Source organism: Nostoc sp. C052, from assembly GCF_013393905.1.
In the GTDB taxonomy this organism is placed as follows: domain Bacteria; phylum Cyanobacteriota; class Cyanobacteriia; order Cyanobacteriales; family Nostocaceae; genus Nostoc.
Map to the genome: position 1 here is coordinate 1,057,471 of NZ_CP040272.1, position 24,904 is coordinate 1,082,374.

A 24,904-nucleotide genomic window follows, 5' to 3' on the forward strand; every position below is an offset into this window, starting at 1 on the left:
TAAACACCACTGACTACTGACTAATAAAAAATTACCACCCTTTTTACAAAACGTAGGATTATTCAGTCAGAAATAACGCACTTAGATTCGGGAATCTGGTTTCATCCTACTCTCAAAAGAGAGATTAAGAAGTCCCCCCTAGTTCACTCAGCTTTCGCTCAGGAATGTTGGGGGGTAGAGGGGAATCTCTGCGTAAATCCTATACGATTTATATCAGCCGCTCTCCACAAAACAGTTTACTCCAGCCCTGTTAAGATTATTAAATTCATTAGAATAGTACTCAAAGCTTGTAATCTGCCCCTGATAAGTCTTATAAAATTTCATTGGGGTATGGGTGCTAGTGTTTTTAGAACGGGGTTCTAGTGTTTTTGAGGTGGGGTTCTGGTGTTTTTGTACTCAACCTAAATGCAATGTAGGCAATGCTTAAGGACTATTTGGGATGCAATTTTGGGCTGAGAAAATCTGTACTCAAAAGAGAATATCAATGTCTCTTGATAAAGATAAACCAATAAATTAGGAAAAACAATTAAATATTTTAAAAGTCAATGGTATTTATATAACAAATAGAAAAAATAATAAAAATTATTCATATATACAGAATTATCAAAAATTAATCTTAGCCTACGAGACAATAGTCAGCAATTCTAAATAGTAAAATACAAGGATGGTAGGCTAGCTATCTACTGAAGTGATAATTAATGGGAACACCTGATAAATCAGAGTCGTACAGAATTCAATTCTGAATTCTGACTCCTGATTTCTGAATTCTTCTTATAAAAGTTCTTCCTAAACTTTCATATTTTGTGGTTTAGTTAGAATATACAGTATATGCACTCATTGACACCAAACTGCAAATTAAATATATAAAAGCTTATTGTTATAAGTAAATATTCTGTACTAATATTTAGGATTTTAGGAGTTAAATAATGCGAATTGCTCAAGACATAACCGAACTGATTGGACGAACTCCTTTAGTTCAACTGAACAAGATTCCTCAAGCTGAGGGAGTAGTAGCAAGGATAGTTGTTAAATTAGAAGGCATGAACCCAGCGGCTTCGGTAAAAGACCGCATCGGCTTAAGTATGGTACTCTCGGCAGAAGCGGCTGGTTCAATTTCCCCTGGAAAGACCATTTTAGTAGAGCCTACCTCTGGTAATACAGGAATTGCTCTAGCAATGGTAGCAGCAGCACGTGGCTACCGTTTGATTTTGACCATGCCTGAGACAATGAGCCAAGAACGGCGCGCTATGCTGAGAGCTTATGGCGCAGCTTTGGAGTTGACACCAGGCGCGGAAGGTATGCGGGGAGCAATTCGCAAAGCTGAAGAAATTGTGGCTAAGACTCCTAATGCTTTTATGCTGCAACAGTTCCGCAACCCTGCGAATCCCAAAGTTCACCAAGAAACTACCGCCGAAGAAATTTGGACAGATACAGACGGGGAAGTAGATATCGTCATTGCTGGGGTAGGTACTGGTGGGACGATTACTGGGATTGCAGAAGTACTCAAACAGCGTAAGCCGACTTTTAAAGCGATCGCAGTTGAACCCAGCAACAGCCCAGTTCTCTCTGGTGGTGAAGCCGGGCCACATAAAATTCAAGGTATTGGCGCCGGATTTATCCCCGATGTTCTCCGTTTAGAATTGGTTGATGAAGTAATTAGAGTCAGCGATGAACAAGCGATCGCTTATGGGCGACGTTTGGCAAAAGAAGAAGGCTTATTATCTGGGATATCCTCTGGTGCAGCTTTGTGTGCTGCAATTCAAGTAGGTAAACGTCCAGAAAATGCCGGACGTTTAATCGTGATGATTCAGCCTTCCTTTGGTGAACGTTACCTCAGCACACCCATGTTTCAAGATTTGTCCTTAGAAACTGCCGGCGTCCGTTAGCAACATTCTCGCTGACCGAATTTTAGATTTTAAATTTTGGATTTTGGATTTTGAATCTTCAATCCAAAATCTCTGTATTTGGCTCGTAGTTGCGCTTTAGCGCTAAAGCGCAACTACAAACCAGTGATGATTATTTCTGCCGATTTACTTAAATCTAAAATCTAAAATCTAAAATCTAAAATCTAAAATCCAAAATTGTTTGACTTGTTAGCGAACGGGAATTCGGATTTGAAACTCCGCTCCTTCGCTGGGTTTTGAGGTGCAAGAGAGCAAGCCACCATGTTTTTCGGCAACAATTTGGTAGCTAATAGACAAGCCCATACCCGTGCCTTTGCCCACAGGTTTTGTAGTAAAAAACGGATCGAATAGGCGTTGCCGAACCGACTCTGGCATACCCAAACCATTATCTGCAATGCGGATTTCGACTTGATGAGCATCCAGTTTTTCAGTGTAAATAGTAATGGTTGGACTAGTGATTTTTTCGGGATTTTTCACTAATGCTTCTTCTAAAGCATCGATCGCATTACTCAACACATTCATAAACACCTGATTCAGTTCCCCTGCATAGCATTCTACTAGGGGTAGGTTGCCGTAGTGTTTAATCAGCTCAATACCGGGAGAGTCTGACTTCACTTTGAAGCGATGTTGCAAAATCATCAAAGTACTGTCAATGCCCTCATGAATATTCACCGCTTTTCTGTCGGCTTCATCCATGCGGGAGAAGGTACGCAAAGAAGCAACAATTTTGCGAATGCGATCGGCCCCAACCCGCATAGACAATAGTAGCTTGGGCAAGTCTTGCAGCAAAAATTCTAGATCGATTGTTTCCGCTTGTTCCTGAATCTCTGGATGGGGAGATGGGTAATGTTTCTGGTAAAGTTCCAGTAGTCCCAGTACCTCTTGAGTGTATTCGTTGGCATGGTTCAGATTGCCAAAGATAAAATTAACCGGATTGTTAATTTCGTGAGCAACACCAGCCACCAATTGCCCTAAACTCGACATTTTCTCAGTCTGTACAAGTTGAGACTGGGTTTGTTGTAGTTTTTGTAGCGATTGTGCCAGTTCTTCAGCTTTTTCTCGCTCTCGGATTTCAGATGCTTGCAAAGCTGCATTTTTCGCTTCGAGTTGTTGTGAGTAGGTTTGCAAGTTGGTATAGAGACGGGCATTGTCGATCGCAATAGAAATTTGAGCTATCAATAAACTCAGCACATTCACTCGTTCTAAAGTAAAAGCACCAGAAATCAGATTATTCTCTAGGTAAAGAATCCCAGTAAATTTGCCAGAGTGAATCAGAGGTAAACACAAAATCGATTTGGATTGCTGAGTGACGATATAACTATCAGCGGCAAAGCGGGAGTCTTTCACAGCATTTTCTAAAACCAGATTTTCTCTAGTTCTTTCGACATAGTTGAATAAGGCAATGGGGAGTGAGGTGGAATTAGTTTTATCCTCAGAGTTGACAACAACGCTAACTTCCTTACCTGCAATTATTCCCACCGCTTCTAGAATCCATTGATGCTCCTGCTTGGCAATAAAGTAACCTTGTTGAGCGCCAGCATTTTCGATGATATTTTTCATCAAATTTTCGAGCAGGCGAGTTAGCACCATTTCTCCTGACAACGTTTGTGAAGCTTTCATCATCGTCATCCAGTCAAGCAGGTGAGAACCTCCGGTAGTCGTGGAGGTGTTTAGTGTAAGTTCTTTGTAATTCTTTTCTAGTTTTTGTGGATTTGCATTTCGGGTAATTAATTGGGGGTATTTTGACTCTAAATATTTGACTTTAGCTAAAGCTCCCCAATGACTATAAGCATAGTAAGCATTGGTCATGTAGGTTTGAGCAATGGTTTCTTTACCCCATGACAAATAGAATTTACCAGCCAGTTCGTGAGCCAGTGCTTCTTCGTTGATGTACTCGTTTTCTTTAGCAAGAGCGATCGCTTTGTCATACATTTCCATCGCTGCGATTTTTTCGCCTAAAACCCGATGTCGTTCTGCCTCCACTAAATAGAATCTGTGCAGATGATTCTCTGGGGCATGATGCGCCCATTTTTGCATTTTTTCTTGATTAGCTTGGACGCGGCTGGCAATGCCCTGCTGCTCTAACTGTGGACTATCGGCATACACTGCCAGCCGCACCAGAGAATCGTAGAAATAGAAGATCGCAGAAATTACCTGCCCAGCAGCAGCACCAAAAGATTTTTCTACTTGAACAATATTTTCCAGCGCTTGGGAGTAATTCTCAAACCAATAACAAAGCAGAAGTTTGTGGAAGTATAAAAATTGAATTGCTAATTGGTCGTTGGCTTGCTGATGAATCGGGAGCATTTTCTGCTCATCGTAAACTTCCCCCCTGAAAATGCAGGGATTTTGGTTTTTGCCCATCATATTTAAAACAGCTTGCCAATGGATTTCCTGATATTGAAGCGATGTTTCTTGTTTGATTTTCTTAATAGCATCCCAGTAGGTTGCCATTTCTCGTTCAACAATAGTTAGTTGCTTGCCTACCAAATATGATTGGAAGCAATACTGAAACCCACCATAGGCAGCATATTCTAAATCTCCAGTTTCCAGTCCGCTAGAGTAAATTGCCTGAAAAGTTTCTAAGGTCTTCCTGACAGGTTCTTTCCAATGTCGAATCAGCGCATTTACTATTTGGAACGTCTTGGTGCTGACTTCTTTGGCATTTAACTTTGAAAGCAAACTTAAAGCTAATTGACCAAACTGATAACCCCGTTCGATATCTCCGACAACCCCACAGAGAAGAAAACCATAAAGTGAGTATACAAAGGGAGAAACAGAAGCATTACCATATTGAACAGATAGATTGACTTGTTTACATATCACTAGGGGTACAAGTTCTGGAGCGCCAAAGTAAGCGGCAATAAATAGACTTGACAGTAGCTTCAAGACTGCCATCTTATGCGGGTCGGTCATTTGAGGTAAGTAGAGCAAGTCCGAAGGTTCCTTCCCACTCAAAATCGATTTTGTTTCCTCTAACGCTTGCCCAATATCTAAAGGAGTCACTGTTTCGGGAAACTCCACCCCCAAAAGCTTTAAGACTTCTAGTCCTGTATTAACCGCATCAATTATCTTGTTCTGCGGCATATAGGCTTGGATCTGGACTTCGTATACTTTCATTTTGTCCAGTAGCGTTTTGCCGTGGTTTTGCACTACCACAATGAATCTCTGCATTTCGTCAAAGTCACCGCTTAAAAAAGCTGCCTCTGCTACTTCTTGATGCAGTACTAATGTCAGATGATACTGACTTTGCCAACTATCTGGCGCTAACAGTTCCAAACCTACATTCAAGTATTTGACAGCAGACTCATAAGCAGTTGCAGATTTGGCTCTCTGTCCAGCTATCAAATTAAGTTGAGCGAGTTCATATTTTTCTGCTTCGTAAATTAGTAATTCAGTCCCGTAATTGAGTTGATTCACTAAAGCAAAAACATTTTCTTTGCGTTCTTCTGGTGTAGTATTTTGCAGTAGTAATTGACCAATTTTCAGATGTGTTGCTTTTTTCTGCTCATCAGGAATCAGAGAATAAGCTGCTTGTTGTACTCGATCGTGTAAAAACTTGTAGTCAACTTTCAGATCGGTTAAGGTAATACCACTTGATTCTTCCTGAGCAAATACTAAAGGAATTTTGTAGTCTTGATTTAACGGCAGAATTAACCCAGCTTGCAGGGCAGACCATAATTGCACCGCCGTTTTGAGAGAAGATGCTTCATTAACGATCGCCAATACATCCAGATTAAAACTATTCCCAATACAAGCAGCTAGTTTCAGAACTTTTTGCGTCTCTAGTGAGAGTTTGCGAATGTTTCTCGCTGTCAGTTCAACCACATTGAGGTCAGTGATGCCAATGGCTTGAATATCTTTAAGATCCCACTGCCACACTCCAGATTGAAAGTTGTATGTTAACAAGTCTTCCTGATGTAGAGTTTTCAGCAGTTGCGTTAAGAAAAATGGGTTCCCTGCGGTTTTGTGGAATAGTAATTCGGCAAGTTGCTCAGTGCCTTCTGTGTTATTCAACGTATCGCTAATTAAGGCTTCCACATCTGTTAACTGCAACGGTGAGAGAACGATGTTATTGACCACTGCATCTGCTTTTTGAATTTTCTCCAAACTCATCATCAAGGGATGGGTAGGAGAAACTTCATTATCGCGGTATGCTCCGATTAATAATAAATATTGGCGCTCGGTATTCGTCATCAATAACTCAATGAATTTCAATGATGCCGAATCTGCCCACTGCAAGTCATCAAGAAACACAACCAAAGGATGGTCTTTAGTGGTGAATACGCCAATGAATTGCCCAAAAATGCGGTTGAAACGATTTTGAGATTCAGTCGCCCCCAGTTGGGTCACAGGTGGCTGCTGACCAATAATTAGTTCGACTTCTGGAATTACATCGATAATAACTTGCCCATTGTCGCCTAATGCAGTTAATAGTTTCTTTTTCCATTTTTGGATTTGAGCTTCGCTTTCGGTGAGTAATTGCTGAATTAAAGATTGAAATGCTTGAATCAGAGAAGCATAGGGAATATCACGTTTGAACTGGTCAAACTTACCTGCAATGAAATAACCTCTTGCTCCCACAATTGGTTTATGAACTTCATGGACGACACAGGTTTTACCAATCCCCGAATAACCAGAAACGAGCATGATTTCGCTGCTACCACCTGCCACTCGCTCAAACGCTGCCATCAAAGTTGCTACTTCTGCTTTGCGTCCATACAGCTTTTGCGGAATCAAAAAATGCCCCGATTTGTCACGTCTTCCCGGTACAAAGTTGGCAATCTTGCCAGTGGCTTGCAGTTCAAATAAACATTCTTCTAAATCAGCTTTTAGTCCCCAAGCGCTTTGATATCGCTCCTCTGCTGTTTTTGCTAACAGCTTTAAAATAATCGCACTAATTGCCTCTGGCACTTCTTCCAGAATCCGGCACACACTTTCTTGACAAGGTGCGACTGGCGTTTTGGCAATATGACAGTGTACTAACTCCATCGGATCGGTAGTATGAAATGGCAAAGTACCTGTGAGCATTTCATACAAAGTGACACCCAACGAATAAAAGTCGGTGCGAAAGTCAATTGCTCGGTTCATTCTGCCTGTTTGCTCAGGCGACATATAAGCAAGTGTACCTTCAAGCAAATTAGGATTGCTCAAGATGGGATTTTCTTTATCGAGGCGGGAAGAGATACTAAAGTCAATCAGTTTAACTTCCCCAGAATCCGAGTCAATGAGAATATTGTGTGGCTTAATATCTTTATGAATAATGTGTTTGGCGTGCAGTTCGCCTAATATATGTGCCAAATTAATCGCCACCTTGAGAAAAATAATCAAGGTGGTTGTTTGAGTCGCAATCAGTTCTTTAAGCGAGCAACCTGGAATGTCTTCCAAAACCAAAGCCAAACCGTGCTGATAATTTTTTAACTCGTAGGGTTTAACAATGCCAGAAATTTGCAGAGGCTCAATGATTTGATATTCGTGGCGCAGTCGCGCAATGTCTTCTAAGAGTGGGTGTTCGTCAAGGAGAGTTTTGATAATAACGCTGAGGTTATCGGTTTTTCGTCGTCCGCGATAAATGACGGTTTTACTACCGGAGTGAAGGGTTTCAAGGAGTTGATAACCAGATAGAGTAGCTGTCATTGTTTTTTCTTGCAATAGAAGCATTCTTAATATGCCCATGCAAGTTAACCATGTAACATATGAGACAAAATGATACATAGTTTTAATACTTGAGAGTTAATGCAAGAGACGCGATAAATCGCGTCTTTGCAATGTAGAATTTTCCAGGACTTACGCAAACAATAGCCCAAACTCTGATTTTACAGTAGGGGCAATTCATGAATTGCCCCTACCACGTGTACCTTTGCGTAAGTCCTCTTTTCAAGTTCGGTACTAATGTTTACAGTTGCCTTGCTTTTGGTGTTGTTGAGAACCTTGACTATGATTATGATCTTTACCGTGGGAACAGTTTTGCAAATCTTGCTTCAAAAGCTTGTCGCTGATTTCTTGCAAGGATTCATCCACAGCTTGTAAGCCAATCCAAGCATCAATCTTTTGTACATCAAATCCTACCTCACGCTGTTCGCCTACTTCTAATAAAGGACGGCGAATTAACAATGGTTCTTTCAGCATCAGCGCCAAAGCGGTTTGGGCATCGATTTTTTCAGGAACCACCTCACCAGATTTTACCTTGGGGGCGGAAAGATTAAACCATTCGGCTACGGGGCGATCGCCAAAAAATGAGCGCAACCGTTCAACTGTCCAAGGTTCTTTTAGCAGGTTGTATGGTATCACCTCATGACCGGCTGCTGTGAGCAAAACTTTTTGCTTAGTACCACCTTTACAGCCTGGTTTGCTATAGAAACTTACTCTTGCCATGCAACTATCTCCTAATTACCTTTTAGCGCTAAAGCGCCAACTACGAACCGATGAAATTAAAAATTCCTAGCTTTATGGCTAACTAAGTCAAACTCAAACCTCTCATTCGGATCGGTTTCGCCATAAATATTAAAAGTCACAGTTGGTTCCTCACCCACTGCTTCTACACTGTGAATTGCATCGGGAGTAAAACTAATAATGTCTCCTGGGAAGAGAGTTACTTCTCCCGTTGCTTCAATTTTGTCCTGAAATTCTGGGCTATTGGTGCGTCGCCAAAAAGTATTTTTTTCCTGGCCTTTTAGCACCGCCACGATTCCCCACGTTCCATGATTATGAATGTTTGAACGGGTTCCTGGTGCAAATGTTACTGTTTGCACCGTCAACGGAAAACCCAATTCATCATATAGGAGTAAAACAGAGGTTCCCGTTTTAGGCGAAGGCTCTAAATGTTGACTTCGCACCCAGTAGGAATTTACTATCAAGCGCCTTACGAGCATCCGAATTTCTGGCAGACAATTGGTTTCATTGTCACTGCTATTGAGAACATCTTCCACCTCAGTTAAAAACCGATAAAGGCGGTAATTTTCTCTCAATAAATCCCATGCTCTTACAGATTTACAGGCTTGATACTGACCGTCCCCTGTTAGCAGCCAATCCCTACCTTTCATAACTTTTAAATTGATAACGGAGAAGATTGGATCACAATGATCGGTGAGACATTAGGGATATTACCTACAGGAAATTTTGCAGGTATGTTGATAGGAGGAAAGATAGAGTTACTATCAGTAGCCGATCCTAATAGAGAATAGGATTTAGTAGATAACCAATTGTTCATGATTTTCACCTTGACTTTTCATTGCTGACTAATTAATCGTCTTCTTCTGCTGGGCGTGTCAAAATATCCAGCAGAATTCCAGAACCAAAATCATTCTTGTCGTCTATCTGTTTGACTCTGGTGCTGATTTCTTTTGCTTCCTCGATTGCTCCCAACTTTGCTAGTACTAATCCAGAAGCAGCATAAGCATTTAAGTACAATCGAATTTGCGGGTCTTCTTTGCGATTGACTAATATAGGCTTAAGTTGCTCCCAGTCATCAGGGAATTTTTCTACTTCTTTAATTTTATCTAATAATTTGGTTGTTGTTTGTAGTGCAAGAGAATAATTATTTTTATAATAGAAAAATCTATAAGCTGCTACTAATACATCTGTATTTTCACCAGTCTGTGCTAAAGCTTGTTGAATATATTTTTCCGATTCTGATGTATTTTCCCAGTTTTGTGCAGCTAAAATTAATAGATTTTTGATATCTTCTGGAACCTGGAACCATGAGAATTTGTTTGTATTAGTTTGCATAATGAACTCCTGGATAGTTAGGAGTTAGGAGTTAGGAGTTAGAAGTTATAAATTATTAGCTCCTCACTTCTCACTCCTAACTTTTGTTAAAACAAAGTAAGAACGTACACCAAAGTGAATAAAACAATCCAAATAATGTCTACGAAGTGCCAGTAAATTTCTGCCATTTCGATGAAAGTATGATTGGTTGCAGAATATTCACCGGGGAGACGCGATCGCCACAATACACGTAATATCAATAACAGTCCCACAAAAACGTGCAAACCGTGGAACCCAGTCATGATATAAAAGCAGTTGGCGAAGACGTTGGTAGTCAGTCCGTATCCTAATGTTGAATACTCATAAACCTGACCACCCAAGAAAATTGCCCCCATGAGTGCAGTAATTGCATACCACAGTTGCATTCCCTTGACGTTATTTTTTTTAATCGCTGTATCACCGAAGTGAATCACGAAGCTACTAGACACCAGAATAATGGTGTTAATTGTCGGCACAAGTAGTTCTACTTCACTTCCTTCTGGAGGCCAAACTGCTGTAGTACCCCGGAAAAATAAGTAAGTAGCAAAAAATCCCCCAAACATTAGGGATTCAGAGGCAAGGAACGTTAATAGACCCCAAACTCTTAAATCTGGATGTTCTTCGTGTCCTGCGCTGTGATCTTCGCTTGTCGTAGCTACGGTCATATTGTTTACCCTTAAAGGTGAAGCGTCGGGCAATTGAATTCTTCACAATCTTGATTTTCTTGTGGGATGGATTTTCGGATGTCCAAACCCACAAGAGTTATTTCTTAACTAAGTACAGCATTTCATGAATTCGTAGCGAATTAAATTTAGCAATACCCGACAATGTTAATTCGTTGGCTTGCATTGTGAATGCATCGGCTTGCATTATGAATGCGTCGGCTTGCATTAAAAACGCTACGCTTTTACGCAAACAAAGCTGTACTAAGCACTAGCTTCCGGTGTTGCAGATGGCTGTATTTCCGTACTATGACCGTGACCGTAGTCATAAGGGCCATGAGTCACAATGGGCAAAACTTCCCAGTTTTCAATTGCTGGTGGTGAGCTAGTTGTCCATTCTAAGGTCAAAGCTTGCCAAGGATTATCACCAGCCAAAGGCCCTTTCAGCCAACTGTAGATGATGTTGATGGCAAAAGGAATTACTGATATCGCCAAAACAAATGAACCAAAGGTACAAATCTGATTGAGGTCAATAAATTGGGGGTCATACATTGCCACTCGTCGGGGCATTCCTTTCAAACCCAATTCGTGCATAGGTAAGAAAGTAAGATTAGTGCCGATAAAAGTGAGGGCGAAATGAACGCGTCCCCAAGCTTCATTCAGCATTCGTCCGGTCATTTTGGGGAACCAGTGATAAATGCCGGCGTAGATGCCAAACACGGAACCGCCAAACAGAACGTAGTGAAAATGTCCGACTACATAATATGTGTCGTGGACGTGAACATCAAAGGGGGCTGTTCCCATTGTCACACCGCTTAAGCCGCCCATGACAAACATGGATAACAAGCCAATGGCGAAAAGCATCGCTGTGGTGAAGCGAATTTTACCACCCCATAGGGTAGCAACCCAGGCAAAAATCTTCACGCCAGTGGGAACTGCAACTATCAGGGTAGAGATGGTGAAGAACATCCGCATCCAACCGGGTGTACCACTGGTAAACATGTGGTGTACCCAGACAAACAAACCGACAACGCAGATGGCGACACTAGAATAAGCGATCGCTTTATAACCAAAGATTGGCTTGCGGGCGTGGACTGGAATCACCTCGGACATAATACCGAAGATGGGCAGAATCATTAAATATACTGCCGGGTGAGAATAAAACCAGAACAAGTGTTGATAAATTACAACGTTACCGCCTGCATCTGGTTTAAAGAAGGAGGTACCAAAGTTGAGGTCAAATAACAGCAGAATTAAACCGGCTGCTAATACAGGTGTGGAGAGAAGCGCCAGTAGGGAGGTTGCCAAGATTGCCCAGCAAAATAAGGGCACTTGATCCCATTTCATGCTGGGAACCTTCATCATCAAAATGGTGATCACAAAGTTCAGTGAACCCAAAATTGAAGAAGTTCCCACCAAGACGATCGCTAATATCCACATAGTTTGAGCGATTGGTGCTGTCACCAAACTCAATGGTGGGTAAGCTGTCCAACCAGATTGGGAACCGCCAAAAAAGAAACTACCTAATATCAGCGCACCGGCTGGGGGATTTAACCAAAAGGCGATCGCATTTAGCTTCGGGAAAGCCATATCCCTAGCACCAACCATCAACGGCACCAAAAAGTTACCAAATCCCCCAATGGCGCTAGGGACAATCCACAGGAAGATCATAATCGTCCCGTGATTGGTCATGAAAGCGTTATACAGATTGGGGTCGAGTAAGTCTGCATCTGGTGTTGCTAATTCGGCACGGATAGCAACAGCCATCAGTCCACCGATGAGATAGAACACAAACGCTGTCACCAGGTATTGAATACCAATAACCTTGTGGTCAACATTAAATGTAAAATAATCTTGCCATTTCCACGCCTTCAAATGTGAGGTGTGGCCAGCCACCATTTCCGGTTTATTTTCTTCTGGTGGAGTATTCCGTGGAAATTCTACCTGCGTCATATTTTTGTCCTTTGTCCTTTGTCATTTGTCATTTGTTTTTTTGTCCTTTGTCTTTTGTCATTTGTCAGTTATTAATGACCAATGACCAATGACTAATGACCAATGACCAATGACTCTAGAGTTGCTGCACTAATTCCCATATCATGGGTGTGGGGCGCGAGAAACTCTGATGTTGATAAGTCGGCGGGATTAACTGCAACGACTTGATTGAGGTTTTGCTGTTGAGCAATCTGGTTTTCTGTCCGCCAGCTATCATATTCTGTCTGCGTGTGGACAATTACCTGTGTCCGCATTGAACCGTGATAACCACCGCACAATTCAGCACAAACTACGGGATATGTACCTGGTTTAGTGGCAACAAATCGTAGTTCGGTAGGGATACCAGGAAGTGCATCTTGCTTCAGCCGAAAGTTTGGCACCCAGAATGAGTGAATTACATCTTGTGCTGAAAGGTTGAGTTGCACATCAGCACCGACGGGTATGTGCAATTCCCCAGAGGTAATGCCACTATCGGGGTAATTAAATATCCAGGCATACTGTATGCCTTTGACATCAACAACTAAGTCGGCTGGTTTGTTAAGGGTTTCAGGAGACGCGCCGATACCGATTGTTGGGGCAATTGTCGGGGCTGTTGTTGCTTCAGAAGCATCGCTGAGTGTCGCTGCAATCGCAGTTCCCGACTTATGAGCAACATGAGCTGCTGAATGAGGATGACCGGCAGGCTCAAAACCGCCCATTTGGTTAAAAACATCTACACTGTAGATGCCCAAACCGAGGACAATTACTGTAGGAATTGCTGTCCAAAAGATTTCTAAGGGAACGTTACCTTCTATTGGTAAACCATCGGTATCATCACCGCGACGGCGACGAAACTTAACCAAAAAAATCAGAATAGTTCCTTCTACCACCAAGAAGAGTGCGATCGCAATGGTAAGCATGACGTTGAAAAAACCGTCTACCAAAGGCGCTTGTAACGATGCCTGCACCGGCATGAGAGTGTGGTTTTGTCCGATCCAAATACTGATTGCTGTAACTACTATCCCAGCAACCAGAGTCCATAGTGAAACAGGAACTTGTTGCATACCTGCTACCTGCTTTGTAAACCATCTTTAGAGGTGTTATTTTGTGGAAATTGGGGATTGGACACTGGGCATTGGGCATTGTTACTTATTCCCCATTCCCTATTCCCCATTTACCATTTCCTTTTCACTTATTAACTTTCTAACGTGCAGCCATTAAAAAAGGGGGAAACTTCCAGATTTTTTCCATATCCTTCCCCCACAAAATTACAAATTATATTTCAACTCATACCACAAAGTTAGCCCCCTGCTTTCAGAAAAGCTAGTTGTTCCAAGGGGCACTGTTAGTCCTAATATTGATTAGGCTATATTAGCAGCAAGTTTAAATTTGTTAATAGCGAACAATTTACGATTTACGGATTTGTTTACTGTGAACTTTTGATTGATTCCAGTAAATATTAAATATTCCCCTCAAGTTACCTTGCCTAGCGCCTTGGCGCTGATTAAAAACAGTGCCTCCTTGAATTAACAACAATTTTGACTAACTCCAAAAACCTTAATTGTTTAATACAACATGGGTGTAGCAGTTCTTCGGACAAATCCGTGAACAAGCTTCACAACCAATACAATTCTCTGGAGAAGTAACTGCCATTACTTTCCGTTCAATTTCATCATCATCTTCATCATCCACAAATTCGCCTTCTTCATTGAGCGCCTTCAATCCAAGCACATTGTAGCCACAGACTTTAACGCATCTGCCACAGCCGATACATTTATCTTTATCAATTTCCTGAGCAAATTTTGGTGTCCAAGCCTTACCGCCAAATGTCAAACCTGTTAGTTGTGCCATGAATAAATCCTCGGCAATTTTGCCTGTCAATCTGTTTGTGCATTAATCATCATACTATCCTAATCTTTTATTCTTTTGTATTCAAAACTTACTTTTATCTCATCAAATTTCGATGACTTTGAACACAATCTTAAATTGTTTTTCTTTCAATTTATAGATGAAAATCATTGCCAATAATTATTATAAATCTTTCTCATTCCTGATTCCTACGCTCTGCATGGGAATGCCTTCATCGAGTCTCTGACTCAATATCTGACTGGAGGCAGCAGCCTACAATCAGCCATTTCCATATAGAGCATAAATAAAAAGTAGAACTGCCGATTTAACTATTATTTCCAGCAAATGCAACTATATCTATAAGAGTAATGATATTCTTTTGCAAATATTTTTAGATTTAGGGAAATAAATTTATATAAACAGTATACATATATACCAGACTATATGTTCATTAGTTACATTTTGATATCTGCAATATGTAGTTTAGAAAGCAACAATTTTTAAGTTACTTTGATTTAAATATTTAGATAAATGGTGACAAAAGGAATATTATTACTTGACCAGAATAAACAGAATTACTTTATGAAGGAACTGTAAACTTTATGGCAGAATATTGTCATACCTTAAATATTAAAATTATTAACAAATCAGATGAAGTCCAATTGTAAGAGGCTGAATTTTTTCCTAAAAAGACGTTGGGTAAGGTTTTATGGTCAAATCTAAATTGTTTATTAAATACGTAATTAAATAAATGTTAAGATTTTTTTCTAAGCTCGACACGAACAAATTAATCATTTTTTTCATGAAATGTATAGTTAATAAGAAGTTTTATTAGGTCTGGTTTTAAAGCCTTAAATAGCTTCCAATTGGATACAAAGCCAAATATGGATGTGGGAAGTGAATGTGGTGAGAAAAGATTATTCTCGCCAGAAAGATAATGTGGTAGCGAGTCATGAATAAACAGGACTCATCCAGGGGAGACCTGATACAGACATCTCAACGATTAGAGTGGGAAAAGAGCCAAATGCCTTATACAATTCCTAACAACAGTTGCGTTGGATGTGACAACTGCCGCCCCCAATGTCCTACGGGTGCAATCAAAATAGAGGACAATGAATACTGGGTTGATCCTGGTCTTTGTAATAATTGTGAGGGCTATTATTCAAAACCGCAATGTGTAATAGCTTGTCCAACTAATTCTCCCATTCCTTGGCAGGCGAAAAAAGGGAGATGCAAAGTTGAACCGAGAGATGCTAGCAGCTTAGACTTGTTTTCTAATGGTAAGAATAACCCATTTGCGTCAGCGATCGCAATTTGGGAGGCTTGTAATGTTCTAGCGCAACGCACATCCCTACATTGGGAAACCGATGAAGAAGGCTATATAAGTTACAGCCGACAAGTCAATCAAGGGCGAGGTGCGATCGCTTTTCATATCCAAGATCCATTAAAAGTTAACGACAAGGCCACAGATGTAGCAGCAATTGAGGGACTTGACATCAGAGCCGCCTGCATACATCTAATTTTTGCAGCTTATGCTACAGCCTTAGAGCAACCTTGGGAGCAAGAATTTGCGATCGATGAGCGACAAATCGAGAAATATTTGGGGATGGAGAAACGCAAGGATTTGAGCAAAGCTGCCAAGCTAGCTTTAATGAAAAATATCGTTCAGCAAGCTTGCTCTCTGATTATCTCCATTGACTGGCCCCAACAAGGTCGAATTAACGGATTCTCTGTTACAAACAGCCGCTTATGGCACTTAGTAGATATTCAGCACCACTTTCAAGAAGACAATCTCGGATGCAAATATCTAATTGGGCTAACTTTTAAAGTAAAAGCAGGTATTTGGGCACAATATTTCTTAAACAAACAAGCGTGTAAAGAGCGAACCGCATTCTATCAATACGGCAGTCTTCCCAAAACACTGCTAACCACAGTTATGAGCATTTGGCAGCAACATGAAGGCGCAGTTCGACTAATGCTGTGGTTGCTGTTTAAAACCAAAATGGGCAAAGAACAACGCATCACCATTCCTACCTTGCTGCGTATTGCTTACGGTGAAGAAAAAGTCGCCCTTGCATCCAGACAACGGGAAGAACGCAAACGTTTGCTGCGAACCTTTGAAAGCGATTTAGAAATTCTCAATCACTATGGAATGAAACCGCTTTTTGATCCAGTTACCTACCCACCAGAAATTCAACCTTTGTGGGCGAAATTAGTTGATCTTCCCGAAGATCCAGATGAAGCATTAGAATTTTGGACTAATGACGGTGGTGCTGAAACTCGCCTCACAGACACAGGCCCCCGTGGTAAATGGAATCTGCTAATGAATGCGCGGATTTTGGCTTTTGAACTCCCACCAGAATGGGAACAGCAAATTTCAGAATCAGAAAAAAAGAAAACAAGAACTGCCAAAGCCAAAAGGAAACCTAAAACTACAAACGATTTGCTAGGCGAACAGATTTTGCAAGCGCGAAAAAATTTGAATCTTTCCCAGAGAGAATTGGCAAAACTCACAGGTAAAAGCCAAAGCTGGATTCGAGATATTGAAAATGGTCGTTTAAAAGCCAAATTAGAAGACCAAGTTCTGTTACGAAAAGTCTTAAATATGACTTAATCTTGATTTGGAATTTAAACGCAGAGGGAAACGCAAAGATACGCAGAGATTTTGTTACGAATTTGTGCAGCGTTATACCAAATACAGCAAGACTCCGCGTACCTCTGCGCTTCTCTTTGCGGCCCTCTGCGTTTAAAAACTCTCCTCTTTTACGTACTATAACTCATTACCTTACTAGAGCTAATCCAAAGACTACCGACAGCATATTTAGTAACTACTAACTCTCTTGTAGCATTACATGAACTCTTCAGTTGTTGAGTCTTGGTTTCATCTCTCACAAGTTTAGCCTGGTAAGTGTAGAGAGAACCAGAAGGTTGTTCAAAACTTAGTTCAGCTAGGATAGTATTATTGTCTAAACTTTGCTCTAAAATTTTACCTGCAACTTTGTAGTTAAACCAATCCCATCCTTTAGAGAGAATTAGTTCTCTTTCCAAAACCTGAAGTGCAGCAGGCAGAATTCCCCAGCCTCGATAGACTTGATGTAAGCATTGAATATCACCAGTCCGAGTCAAAATCGATCTAAATGAATCTTGATCTAGACGACCGTAGTATCTTCCTTCTGGTAAGTCTATAACTGTTGGTGCAAATCGATGTCCACCAAAGTGCGATGATTTCCAAATTCGCACATTATCTAAGCACAAATCAGCATTTTTCGCTGTTACATGGAAGTAAAAAGGAGCGCCATATCTCGCACAACATTTATCATGGCTACCGTGGGTACAAATTAAAATATCTCTAGTTGTACTAGTTTCTACTTCCAAATTAGAATCGATACCCCATATCCATTTTTGGACAACTCCTGCTACTTGCTCAATATTTGCTAGCTTAAACTCTTGTTTATGGTATCCATTACTTAGCCCCTCTTCTTTTTGATAAATCAGAAGCGTAGTTTGATTTACCTTGTGTGATACATCATTAGCAATTAAAAGAAATCTAATCGGTAGTTTAGCACGCTTCACTTCTTCTACCAAAATCCTCAAATTCTGGGGCACCCATTTGGAATTAAAGGGTTCTGATGTCCAAGGTAAAGGACACTCAACTAAAATATAAGTTTGATAATTGGTGGCACTACCAATAACATCTTCTCCTACTTGACGTGAATCATCAGAACAAAAAAAAGTATTCATCTCGCTGTACTCATTAGCGTATTTTATGGACAAAAGGTATTACAAAATACAATTGTGTTCTTAGCTACAAATCCTTGGCTGAAGGAGATAAAAAGAACAATATTCATTTCCCAGCTAAAACTAGGTAGCCACTTTATAACATCATTATTGATCGAGGTCTTTCCGGTTAATAAATTCTCCACAATAGAGATAAACAGTGTCAAGAGATATTTTTCCGTATGAGTGGCGTTAATTTTGTATCTAGTTTTATTGTTATCTGGTATTCCATAAATTTTCACTTGCGGAAACTCGGCTTTTCTGAACATATTGATGTAGCTGATACTACAACCAAAAATATTTCTAGCAACAATCTAATTGTTTAAAGTTTTACTTAAATTATCTACATAGCTACTTATAGATCCTGTTTTTACACATAAAGATATAATTCTGTGCCGCTCTCGTGAGAGACATATTCCTAAAGGTAGATGCGGAAACATTTAATAAACAGCGATCGTTTTGGTAAGCCATACTGCTTTAAGATTTCTTCCACACTATCTATCGAACTATCCATATTGCAAATAATTCTCAATTGGTTGAGAAAAATAAAAACAATTAAATTGGGGCAAATGCTTTACAGCCCCGTACTTGATGTGCGATAAGTTAATAATGAAAACTAGTGACTAATTGTTATCAGCGTCACTAAAATCAACACTAACGAATTTTGTATTTAGGGTTTTACCTAATCTAACTTCCTGAAGCTCATGTCAGGGTTTGATGATAGGCATCTGCTTTGACTCTAACTGAAGTCAATAAGAAATGCAAGTATTTAGGAATCTTTATGATTTCTTTACAGTTTGTTGTCTTTAGGACGTTGCTTAAATCACGGTGAACAGGGATTTCATCGTGGAGATCGCTTACTAGAAAAAGCATTGATAGTTTCAATTTAATAGATAAAGCTTGGCAATTGTGACAAATTGTTGCTAGTAAAGGCGCACTCACTAATCCAAATATCTAGCTGTGACGATCGCATATTTCTACTTCTATGCAAAACTGAATTATTCCAACGGAAATTGTGAATATTTTGATAAAGTAAAGCAGATGTGGAGGTAAGATTATGACCCAAGCCTTGCCAAAATTACTCACCTTCAATGAATTTAGCGAATGGTATCCCAACGATGGTAAACGCTATGAATTACACAAGGGAGTAATTATTGAAATGCCACCCCCAACCGGATCGCATGAAAAAGTTGTAGGATTTATAGCTCGTAAGCTAACTGTCGAGTTTGATCGCTTGAACCTTCCCTACACTATACCCAAAACCGCATTAGTCAAAACTCCTACTGCCGAATCCGCTTATTCGCCTGATGTTTTACTGCTAAATCTTAATAATCTCGACAATGAACCGCTTTTTCAAAAACAGTCAACAGTAAGCCAAGCAACATCGGTTCCAATAGTTATTGAAGTTGTTTCAACTAACTGGCGAGATGATTACTACAATAAATTTAGGGATTATGAAGAAATGGGCATTCCTGAATATTGGATTGCTGATTATGCTGCATTGGGCGCAAGAAAGTTTATCGGCAATCCTAAGCAACCCACTATTTTTGTCTGCGAATTAGTTGATGGTGAATATCAAATGACACCGTTTCAAGGTCAGACTCCGATTTCATCACCTACCTTTCCTCAATTAAATTTAACCGCGCAACAGATTTTTGATGCAGCTAACTAACGCACATTCTGCCATAATTTACTATTAAAAGCTTTATTTAAGCTGACAAAAGCACTTTAGTATAACAATCCATTATTGATCGAGTGCCAGAAAATGTGCGATCGCATTTATTGGAAAGGTTCAAAACCATGACATTAATTTTAGCTCTCGATTTTGGCGGAACTAAGCTAGCAGCAGCATTGGTAAATATTGGTTCGAGAAAGTGGTTGCGTTATGAACGTCGTCTCTCACCAGTAAATGCAAATGCTAGCACTGACTTGGAAATAATGCGATCGCTAATTTACTCTTTGCTGGAAGATACAAAACCTGCTGCGATTGGTGTCAGTTTTGGTGGCCCGGTTGATGCTTCCACGGGAACGGTGCGACTATCTCATCATGTCGCTGGATGGGAAAATATTCCTCTCAAAGCCTTGTTGGAAGAGGAGTTTGGCGTTCCTGTTGATGTAGATAATGACGCTAATATTGCTGCTTTGGGTGAACATCGCTTTGGTGCGGGACAGGGATACGATAGCCTGTTTTATATTACTGTCAGCACTGGCGTGGGTGGTGGTTGGATACTCAATGGCCAACCTTGGCGGGGTGCTGGTGGGATGGCTGGCGAAATTGGACATGTGGTTGTAGATCCTGCTGGGCCAGTTTGTTTGTGTGGTAAGCGGGGATGTGTGGAACGTTTGGCGTCGGGGCCTTATATGGCGCAAAATGTTAGAGAAATTTTGGAGAACGAACCGCCAAGACGCCAAGGACGAGAGGTTTTGAGGGGTTTGGTGGGGAATGATTTAACTTTGCTGACGGGGCAGTTGGTAAGTGAGGCGGCAGCGGCTGGGGATGATTTGGCGAAGGAAGTTTTACACAAGGCTGCTTGGGCGTTGGGTGTGGGTATTGGCAATGTAGCGAACTTGATGAATCCGCAGCGCTTTGTGTTGGGAGGCGGTGTGACGAAGGCGGGGGAGGATTTCTGGCGGGTGGTGCGTCAGGTGGCGCGGGAGACGGCTTTACCGGAAGTTGATTTTGAAATTGTGTCGGCGCTTCTGGGGGATGATGCGCCGTTGTGGGGCGGTGTGAGATTGGCTGAAATCAGGATGGCTGAATAAAGTAGATTAAAAAAATCACCGAATCATTGCTGTAGAAAACTTTTAGATAAGACATTTATACTTCCTTGATTAAGACTAAATACATTGCCAAAATTTAGGAATTATCGAAATTATCAGATAGCCATTGCACAAATACCATAGCCTCTTGATATAAGTCATATACTTCTTTAGCAGTCTTATCGATTGTATAGTTTGCAAAGTTCTGATGAACTAGGCAATTTCTCATATTGCCTAACTCTAAAAAAGCTTTGAGTGCAATATCCAATCTAGGCTCTTTTTTTATTTTTTGTACTAATTGATTTTTGAATTCCTCACCAAACAATCCAAAAAACTTATTTGCGTTCTTGCCATCCCATTCAAAGTAAGTATGATATTGTCTTTCAATTACCTTCCGTTTAACTAAAGAAGTTATACACTTATCATTACTAGTCTTACGCTCAACAAAAGTCTGGACTATTTTACAAATTTCTTCCTCAAAAAAGCTTGCTGATGACAAGAGAAGGGATTTTTTAAAAGTTGCATCGAATTGACTAGCAAAAGATATTTCTTTTTGTTGGTTAAGATATTGGAGTAATTCTAAGTTTTCTTTATATATGCGATCAACAATAGTATCTCCCATTTTACCTCAAGATAATGTTTGCTCACATAAAATACTCATTGCTCTTTCAAGCCTTTTTTTTACATTTTCTTTACTTGTTGTTTGAGATTGTATAGCTGTTATAAATTCTCCATCATTTTTCAGAGATTCAAGCTTTTCAGGATTTATCTTTCTTTCTACTAAGCGTTGTTCTTTAAATGCACTGCTGCACTGAGCAAAAAATACAGCTTCAAACATAGATATATTAAATTTCTTCGTTGTTTTTAAATAAAAAGCTTTTTCCGGTAAATTTGAACAGGTTCGTAAGAAAGAGTTGAATAAAATTTCAAGATAATTTATTTGTTCTTTACTCAATTTCTTACATTTTCTAGAAAAGTCATTAAGAAACTTAACCATTGAAGATTGATATCCTTCCCATTCCATTAATATTGCAAATCCCCTCAACAGGGTTTCAATATCTTTCATATTCAAGTCTGGTTCATTGACACCAATGATTTTACGCCACTCTGGAAGAGTATTCAGTTTGTAGAGCATTGTGTAAAAGTCCGAATAGTAAAGACTCATTCGTATTTCTTGAGGCTTCAAATTGACACCACCGGAATTAAGTCTATTAAATATTTCATATATACATGAATCATCATTTTCAGGAAAGTTTTGCTTAATAAAAACATTCCGAATCGTTCTTAAATCAAATGCAAATTTATATTCAGCAAGTGTAGAATAATTGAGTTTATTTAATTTATTTGGTTGTTGAGGCGTGTTTACAGGTAACTGGAGATTGAAACTCGTAAAATATTCATCATCATTAAGAACGTTGTCAGGTATTTTACCATTTTGTTCAAAAACTCTCCTCAAAAAATTTCTTTTATCTTTTTTTGGAAATCTTTGCTTTATAAAATAAAAAATGGACATCAGCCGTTGCTGTCCATCTATCACAAGGAAACTATTTCTTGACTCTTCATACAGAAATATTTGTGGAATAGGTAAACCAATAATAATAGATTCAATTAATTTTGAAGCTCGTTTAATATCCCATACATAGTTACGCTGAAAAGCTGGTATTTTAATTGCACCAGACTCCATAAAGTCATACATTGTTCGAGTATTAAAATCATTAGGAGATGTTGTTATCTCATACTCATTTATCGTGTATGATTCCTCCTCTGGGGAGTCATCATAAGATTCAAACCAATTTAACGTAACTTCAGAATTATCCTGCATCTGCTACTTAAATGAATCTGGCTAATTAAATTAACTTTATATGGCATTTCCTAAGCAACTGAAGTACACCCAAATCTTTTTTACCAAGCTTAGTAGCTTTGAATACGTACCTCATTAGGTCAGAAACCGCTATAAGGTTACTAGCTTACACAAGTGAGCTAAGTATGTATAGTTTCAAACTTTTAGTCTGAAAGCATATAAAGTCTTTGACATGAATTATAGTATACATTTATCTGCCGTGTAAATAACCATGTTTATTTGTCTCAATTTTTGCTTTTATTTATTAGCTTGATCTTACTAAGTCAAAACCAAATTATCCCGATGAATCACGGTTTCTGCACCGGCATAACCTAAAATTGTAGAAATTTCTCGTGAATGACAGCCGCGAATCTTTTGCAGTTCATTGCTGTTGTAATTCACAAGCCCTCTAGCAATTTCGTTACCGTTGCTGTCACACAATTGCACGGCATCCTGTGTGTCAAACTCCCCTTCTACTACTTTAATTCCAGCAGCTAATAAGGATTTTCCTGCTAGAGAAATTGCCGCGATCGCACCTTCATCTAAATACAATTTCCCCGCAGGCACAAGTCCGTAAGCTATCCAACGTTTACGCGCTGAAGTTGGTTCGGGTTGCGGTTCAAAATGCGTTCCAATCAGTTCACCTTGGATAATTTTTTCGATATTTCGGGGAAATCGCCCTTGGGTAATTACGGTACGTACCCCCGCAGCGATCGCAATTCTCGCAGCTGAAATTTTTGTCGCCATCCCACCAGTACCCCACTGGGAACCTTGGGAACTTGTTTGTATCTGTAATTCTGTTAATTCTTTAATGCTACTAACTAAAGCGATCGGTCGCGCATCGGGTACGGAACGCGGATCGGCTGAGTACAACCGATCAACATCGGTAAGTAGAAATAGCCAATCTGCTTCTACTAGGCTAGCAACCAATGCCGAAAGGGTGTCATTATCACCAAATTTTAGTTCGTCTATTGCGACGGTATCATTTTCATTGACTATAGGGATCACTCCCAGTCCCAGTAATTCCTGAAAAGTATTGTAGGCGTTGAGATAGCGACTGCGTTGCACCAAGTCACTGCGTGTCAATAATACTTGAGCGATCGCTTGTTGCAGAGTAGTAAATAAATCATCGTATATCCGAATTAATCTGCCTTGCCCAACTGCTGCTACAGCCTGTTTCAGTGCGATCGCTTTGGGACGTTCAGTTAACCCCAACCGCGCACAACCTACCCCCACAGCACCAGATGAAACCAAAATCACCCGATGTCCTTGGCGTCTTAAATGGCAAAGTGTTTCCGCCAAAGTAGCTATGGTAGAAAGTGCTAATTGTCCCGTTTCTGGTTGAGTTAGGCTAGAAGTGCCGATTTTGACAACAATTGTTAATGACATCTTTCAATTTTAGATTTTAGATTTTAGATTTTAGATTTTAGATTAGACATCTTGCATAAGTTTTTTAGACCCCTACCCTAAAGCAGGCGCCAGATAAACAGACTAAAGCCGATAGAAACAAGCTTTTAGCCTTTAAATCTACCCACATTAGATTCAATCCAAAATCCAAAATCTAAAATCCAAAATTGTAAAGCGCCAATCCCTCTATAGTGAAGGTTGACGCTTTACGGAAGTATATTTACTTAGTATGAGTTAGGGTCTTTTTTGGCTGACCCCATGTTATTAATACTTATGATCCCCGATTTTTGAATCACATTAAGATTCCTTAATTATTTCTTTAGATTTACTTTCCTGACGATTTCTCAACTTTTGTGAATCTTCCTTTTCTTGGGGGTAATAGAGGCTCCCAGAATTTCAGATATCCAAACTTCAAAGTTGCGGATGGGATGAGAGCGGAGAGCCGCGTCAGCATGAACAATCGGTTCCACTAAAATGGTAAACATTCCCAGGCGATTACCTGCGATGACATCGGTAAATAAGCGATCGCCTACCATCCCCACTTGATGGACTGGTAGATCCATTCCCCTGAGTGCGGCTCTAATTTTGCGGCGGGAAGGCTTGGCTGCACCCAGATAGTAAGGTAAGTTGAGCGATCGCGCAATTCCACCAATTCGCGCTTCACTCAGATTGTTACTCACCAAACACAGTGCAGTACAAGTGCGAATTTGCTCCACCCACTCCCGTAGTTCTGGGGAAGCTATTCCGACTGTAAAGGGTACCAAAGTTTCATCTACATCCAATACCAGCCCTTTAAGCCCGTATTTTTGGATAATATCTGGTGTTAGGTTCAACACTGAACCCTCTAAAATCAAGTCAGGCTGTAAAAGATTGTTCCATGTCATAGTCACGTCGCTTCGCTCCGAATTCAAAATTCAAAATTAATGATCCACATAAATAAATTTAGAGGCTTGTATCATGAGTCGTTTTCGGTCAACAGTCAAATTTAA

Annotated in this window: 17 protein-coding genes; 4 read left to right on the forward strand and 13 right to left on the reverse strand. The window is 40.1% G+C overall.

Features of this window, described 5'->3' with window-relative positions:
- Window positions 1-926 precede the first annotated feature (926 nt).
- Window positions 927-1,886, forward strand: coding sequence for a cysteine synthase A (cysK, locus tag FD723_RS04535; RefSeq protein WP_094353491.1), 960 nt, complete (start codon window positions 927-929; stop codon window positions 1,884-1,886).
- A gap of 207 nt (window positions 1,887-2,093) precedes the next feature.
- Here cysK and FD723_RS04540 read toward each other — a convergent pair whose 3' ends face one another.
- The 8 genes from FD723_RS04540 to fdxB form a co-directional block, all read right to left on the reverse strand.
- Window positions 2,094-7,541, reverse strand: a complete 5,448-nt coding sequence (locus FD723_RS04540) for an ATP-binding sensor histidine kinase (RefSeq protein ID WP_179064267.1) — start codon at window positions 7,539-7,541, stop codon at window positions 2,094-2,096.
- Window positions 7,542-7,793: 252 nt separating this feature from the next.
- Window positions 7,794-8,279 (reverse strand): ArsC/Spx/MgsR family protein, encoded by a 486-nt coding sequence (locus FD723_RS04545; RefSeq protein ID WP_179064268.1) that lies wholly within the window; start codon window positions 8,277-8,279, stop codon window positions 7,794-7,796.
- Between the two features lie 56 nt (window positions 8,280-8,335).
- Window positions 8,336-8,947 carry a cupin gene (locus FD723_RS04550; RefSeq protein WP_179064269.1) on the reverse strand — a complete coding sequence of 204 codons (612 nt, stop codon included), beginning with the start codon at window positions 8,945-8,947 and terminating at the stop codon, window positions 8,336-8,338.
- 199 nt (window positions 8,948-9,146) lie between these two features.
- Window positions 9,147-9,632, reverse strand: coding sequence for a hypothetical protein (locus FD723_RS04555; RefSeq protein ID WP_179064270.1), 486 nt, complete (start codon window positions 9,630-9,632; stop codon window positions 9,147-9,149).
- An 86-nt stretch (window positions 9,633-9,718) separates the two neighbouring features.
- Window positions 9,719-10,315, reverse strand: coding sequence for a heme-copper oxidase subunit III (locus FD723_RS04560; protein WP_179064271.1), 597 nt, complete (start codon window positions 10,313-10,315; stop codon window positions 9,719-9,721).
- Window positions 10,316-10,576: 261 nt separating this feature from the next.
- Window positions 10,577-12,265, reverse strand: coding sequence for a cytochrome c oxidase subunit I (gene ctaD, locus FD723_RS04565; RefSeq protein WP_179064272.1), 1,689 nt, complete (start codon window positions 12,263-12,265; stop codon window positions 10,577-10,579).
- Window positions 12,266-12,357: 92 nt separating this feature from the next.
- Window positions 12,358-13,347: a cytochrome c oxidase subunit II gene (locus tag FD723_RS04570; RefSeq protein WP_179064273.1), complete on the reverse strand. Its 990-nt coding sequence runs from the start codon at window positions 13,345-13,347 to the stop codon at window positions 12,358-12,360.
- Window positions 13,348-13,840: 493 nt separating this feature from the next.
- Complete coding sequence (gene fdxB, locus FD723_RS04575; protein ID WP_179064274.1) at window positions 13,841-14,134, reverse strand: ferredoxin III, nif-specific; 294 nt, start codon at window positions 14,132-14,134, stop codon at window positions 13,841-13,843.
- A 1,021-nt stretch (window positions 14,135-15,155) separates the two neighbouring features.
- On the opposite strand from fdxB, the gene FD723_RS04580 reads away from it, so the two are divergent.
- Complete coding sequence (locus FD723_RS04580; protein WP_179064275.1) at window positions 15,156-16,745, forward strand: helix-turn-helix domain-containing protein; 1,590 nt, start codon at window positions 15,156-15,158, stop codon at window positions 16,743-16,745.
- A 149-nt stretch (window positions 16,746-16,894) separates the two neighbouring features.
- On the opposite strand, the gene FD723_RS04585 is transcribed toward FD723_RS04580, so the two are convergent.
- Entirely contained in the window at window positions 16,895-17,872 is a 978-nt protein-coding gene (locus tag FD723_RS04585) for a sucrase ferredoxin (RefSeq protein ID WP_179064276.1), read from the reverse strand.
- A 1,093-nt stretch (window positions 17,873-18,965) separates the two neighbouring features.
- Here FD723_RS04585 and FD723_RS04590 point away from each other — a divergent pair.
- Together FD723_RS04590 and FD723_RS04595 are read left to right on the forward strand one after the other, a co-directional pair.
- Window positions 18,966-19,580: a Uma2 family endonuclease gene (locus tag FD723_RS04590; protein WP_179064277.1), complete on the forward strand. Its 615-nt coding sequence runs from the start codon at window positions 18,966-18,968 to the stop codon at window positions 19,578-19,580.
- A 128-nt stretch (window positions 19,581-19,708) separates the two neighbouring features.
- The gene (locus FD723_RS04595; RefSeq protein ID WP_179064278.1) at window positions 19,709-20,671 is read left to right on the forward strand and encodes an ROK family protein; all 963 of its coding nucleotides are present in this window, start codon (window positions 19,709-19,711) and stop codon (window positions 20,669-20,671) included.
- A gap of 94 nt (window positions 20,672-20,765) precedes the next feature.
- Here FD723_RS04595 and FD723_RS04600 read toward each other — a convergent pair whose 3' ends face one another.
- The 4 genes from FD723_RS04600 to FD723_RS04615 form a co-directional block, all read right to left on the reverse strand.
- Window positions 20,766-21,290, reverse strand: a complete 525-nt coding sequence (locus FD723_RS04600; RefSeq protein ID WP_179064279.1) for a HEPN domain-containing protein — start codon at window positions 21,288-21,290, stop codon at window positions 20,766-20,768.
- 6 nt (window positions 21,291-21,296) lie between these two features.
- The gene (locus FD723_RS04605) at window positions 21,297-22,490 is read right to left on the reverse strand and encodes a DUF262 domain-containing protein (protein ID WP_179064280.1); all 1,194 of its coding nucleotides are present in this window, start codon (window positions 22,488-22,490) and stop codon (window positions 21,297-21,299) included.
- A gap of 297 nt (window positions 22,491-22,787) precedes the next feature.
- A complete protein-coding gene (proB, locus tag FD723_RS04610) occupies window positions 22,788-23,897 on the reverse strand; it encodes a glutamate 5-kinase (RefSeq protein WP_179064281.1) in 1,110 nt (369 codons plus the stop codon).
- A 362-nt stretch (window positions 23,898-24,259) separates the two neighbouring features.
- On the reverse strand, window positions 24,260-24,799 hold the full coding sequence (locus FD723_RS04615) for a YqeG family HAD IIIA-type phosphatase (RefSeq protein WP_179069028.1): 540 nt from the start codon (window positions 24,797-24,799) through the stop codon (window positions 24,260-24,262).
- Window positions 24,800-24,904 lie beyond the last annotated feature (105 nt).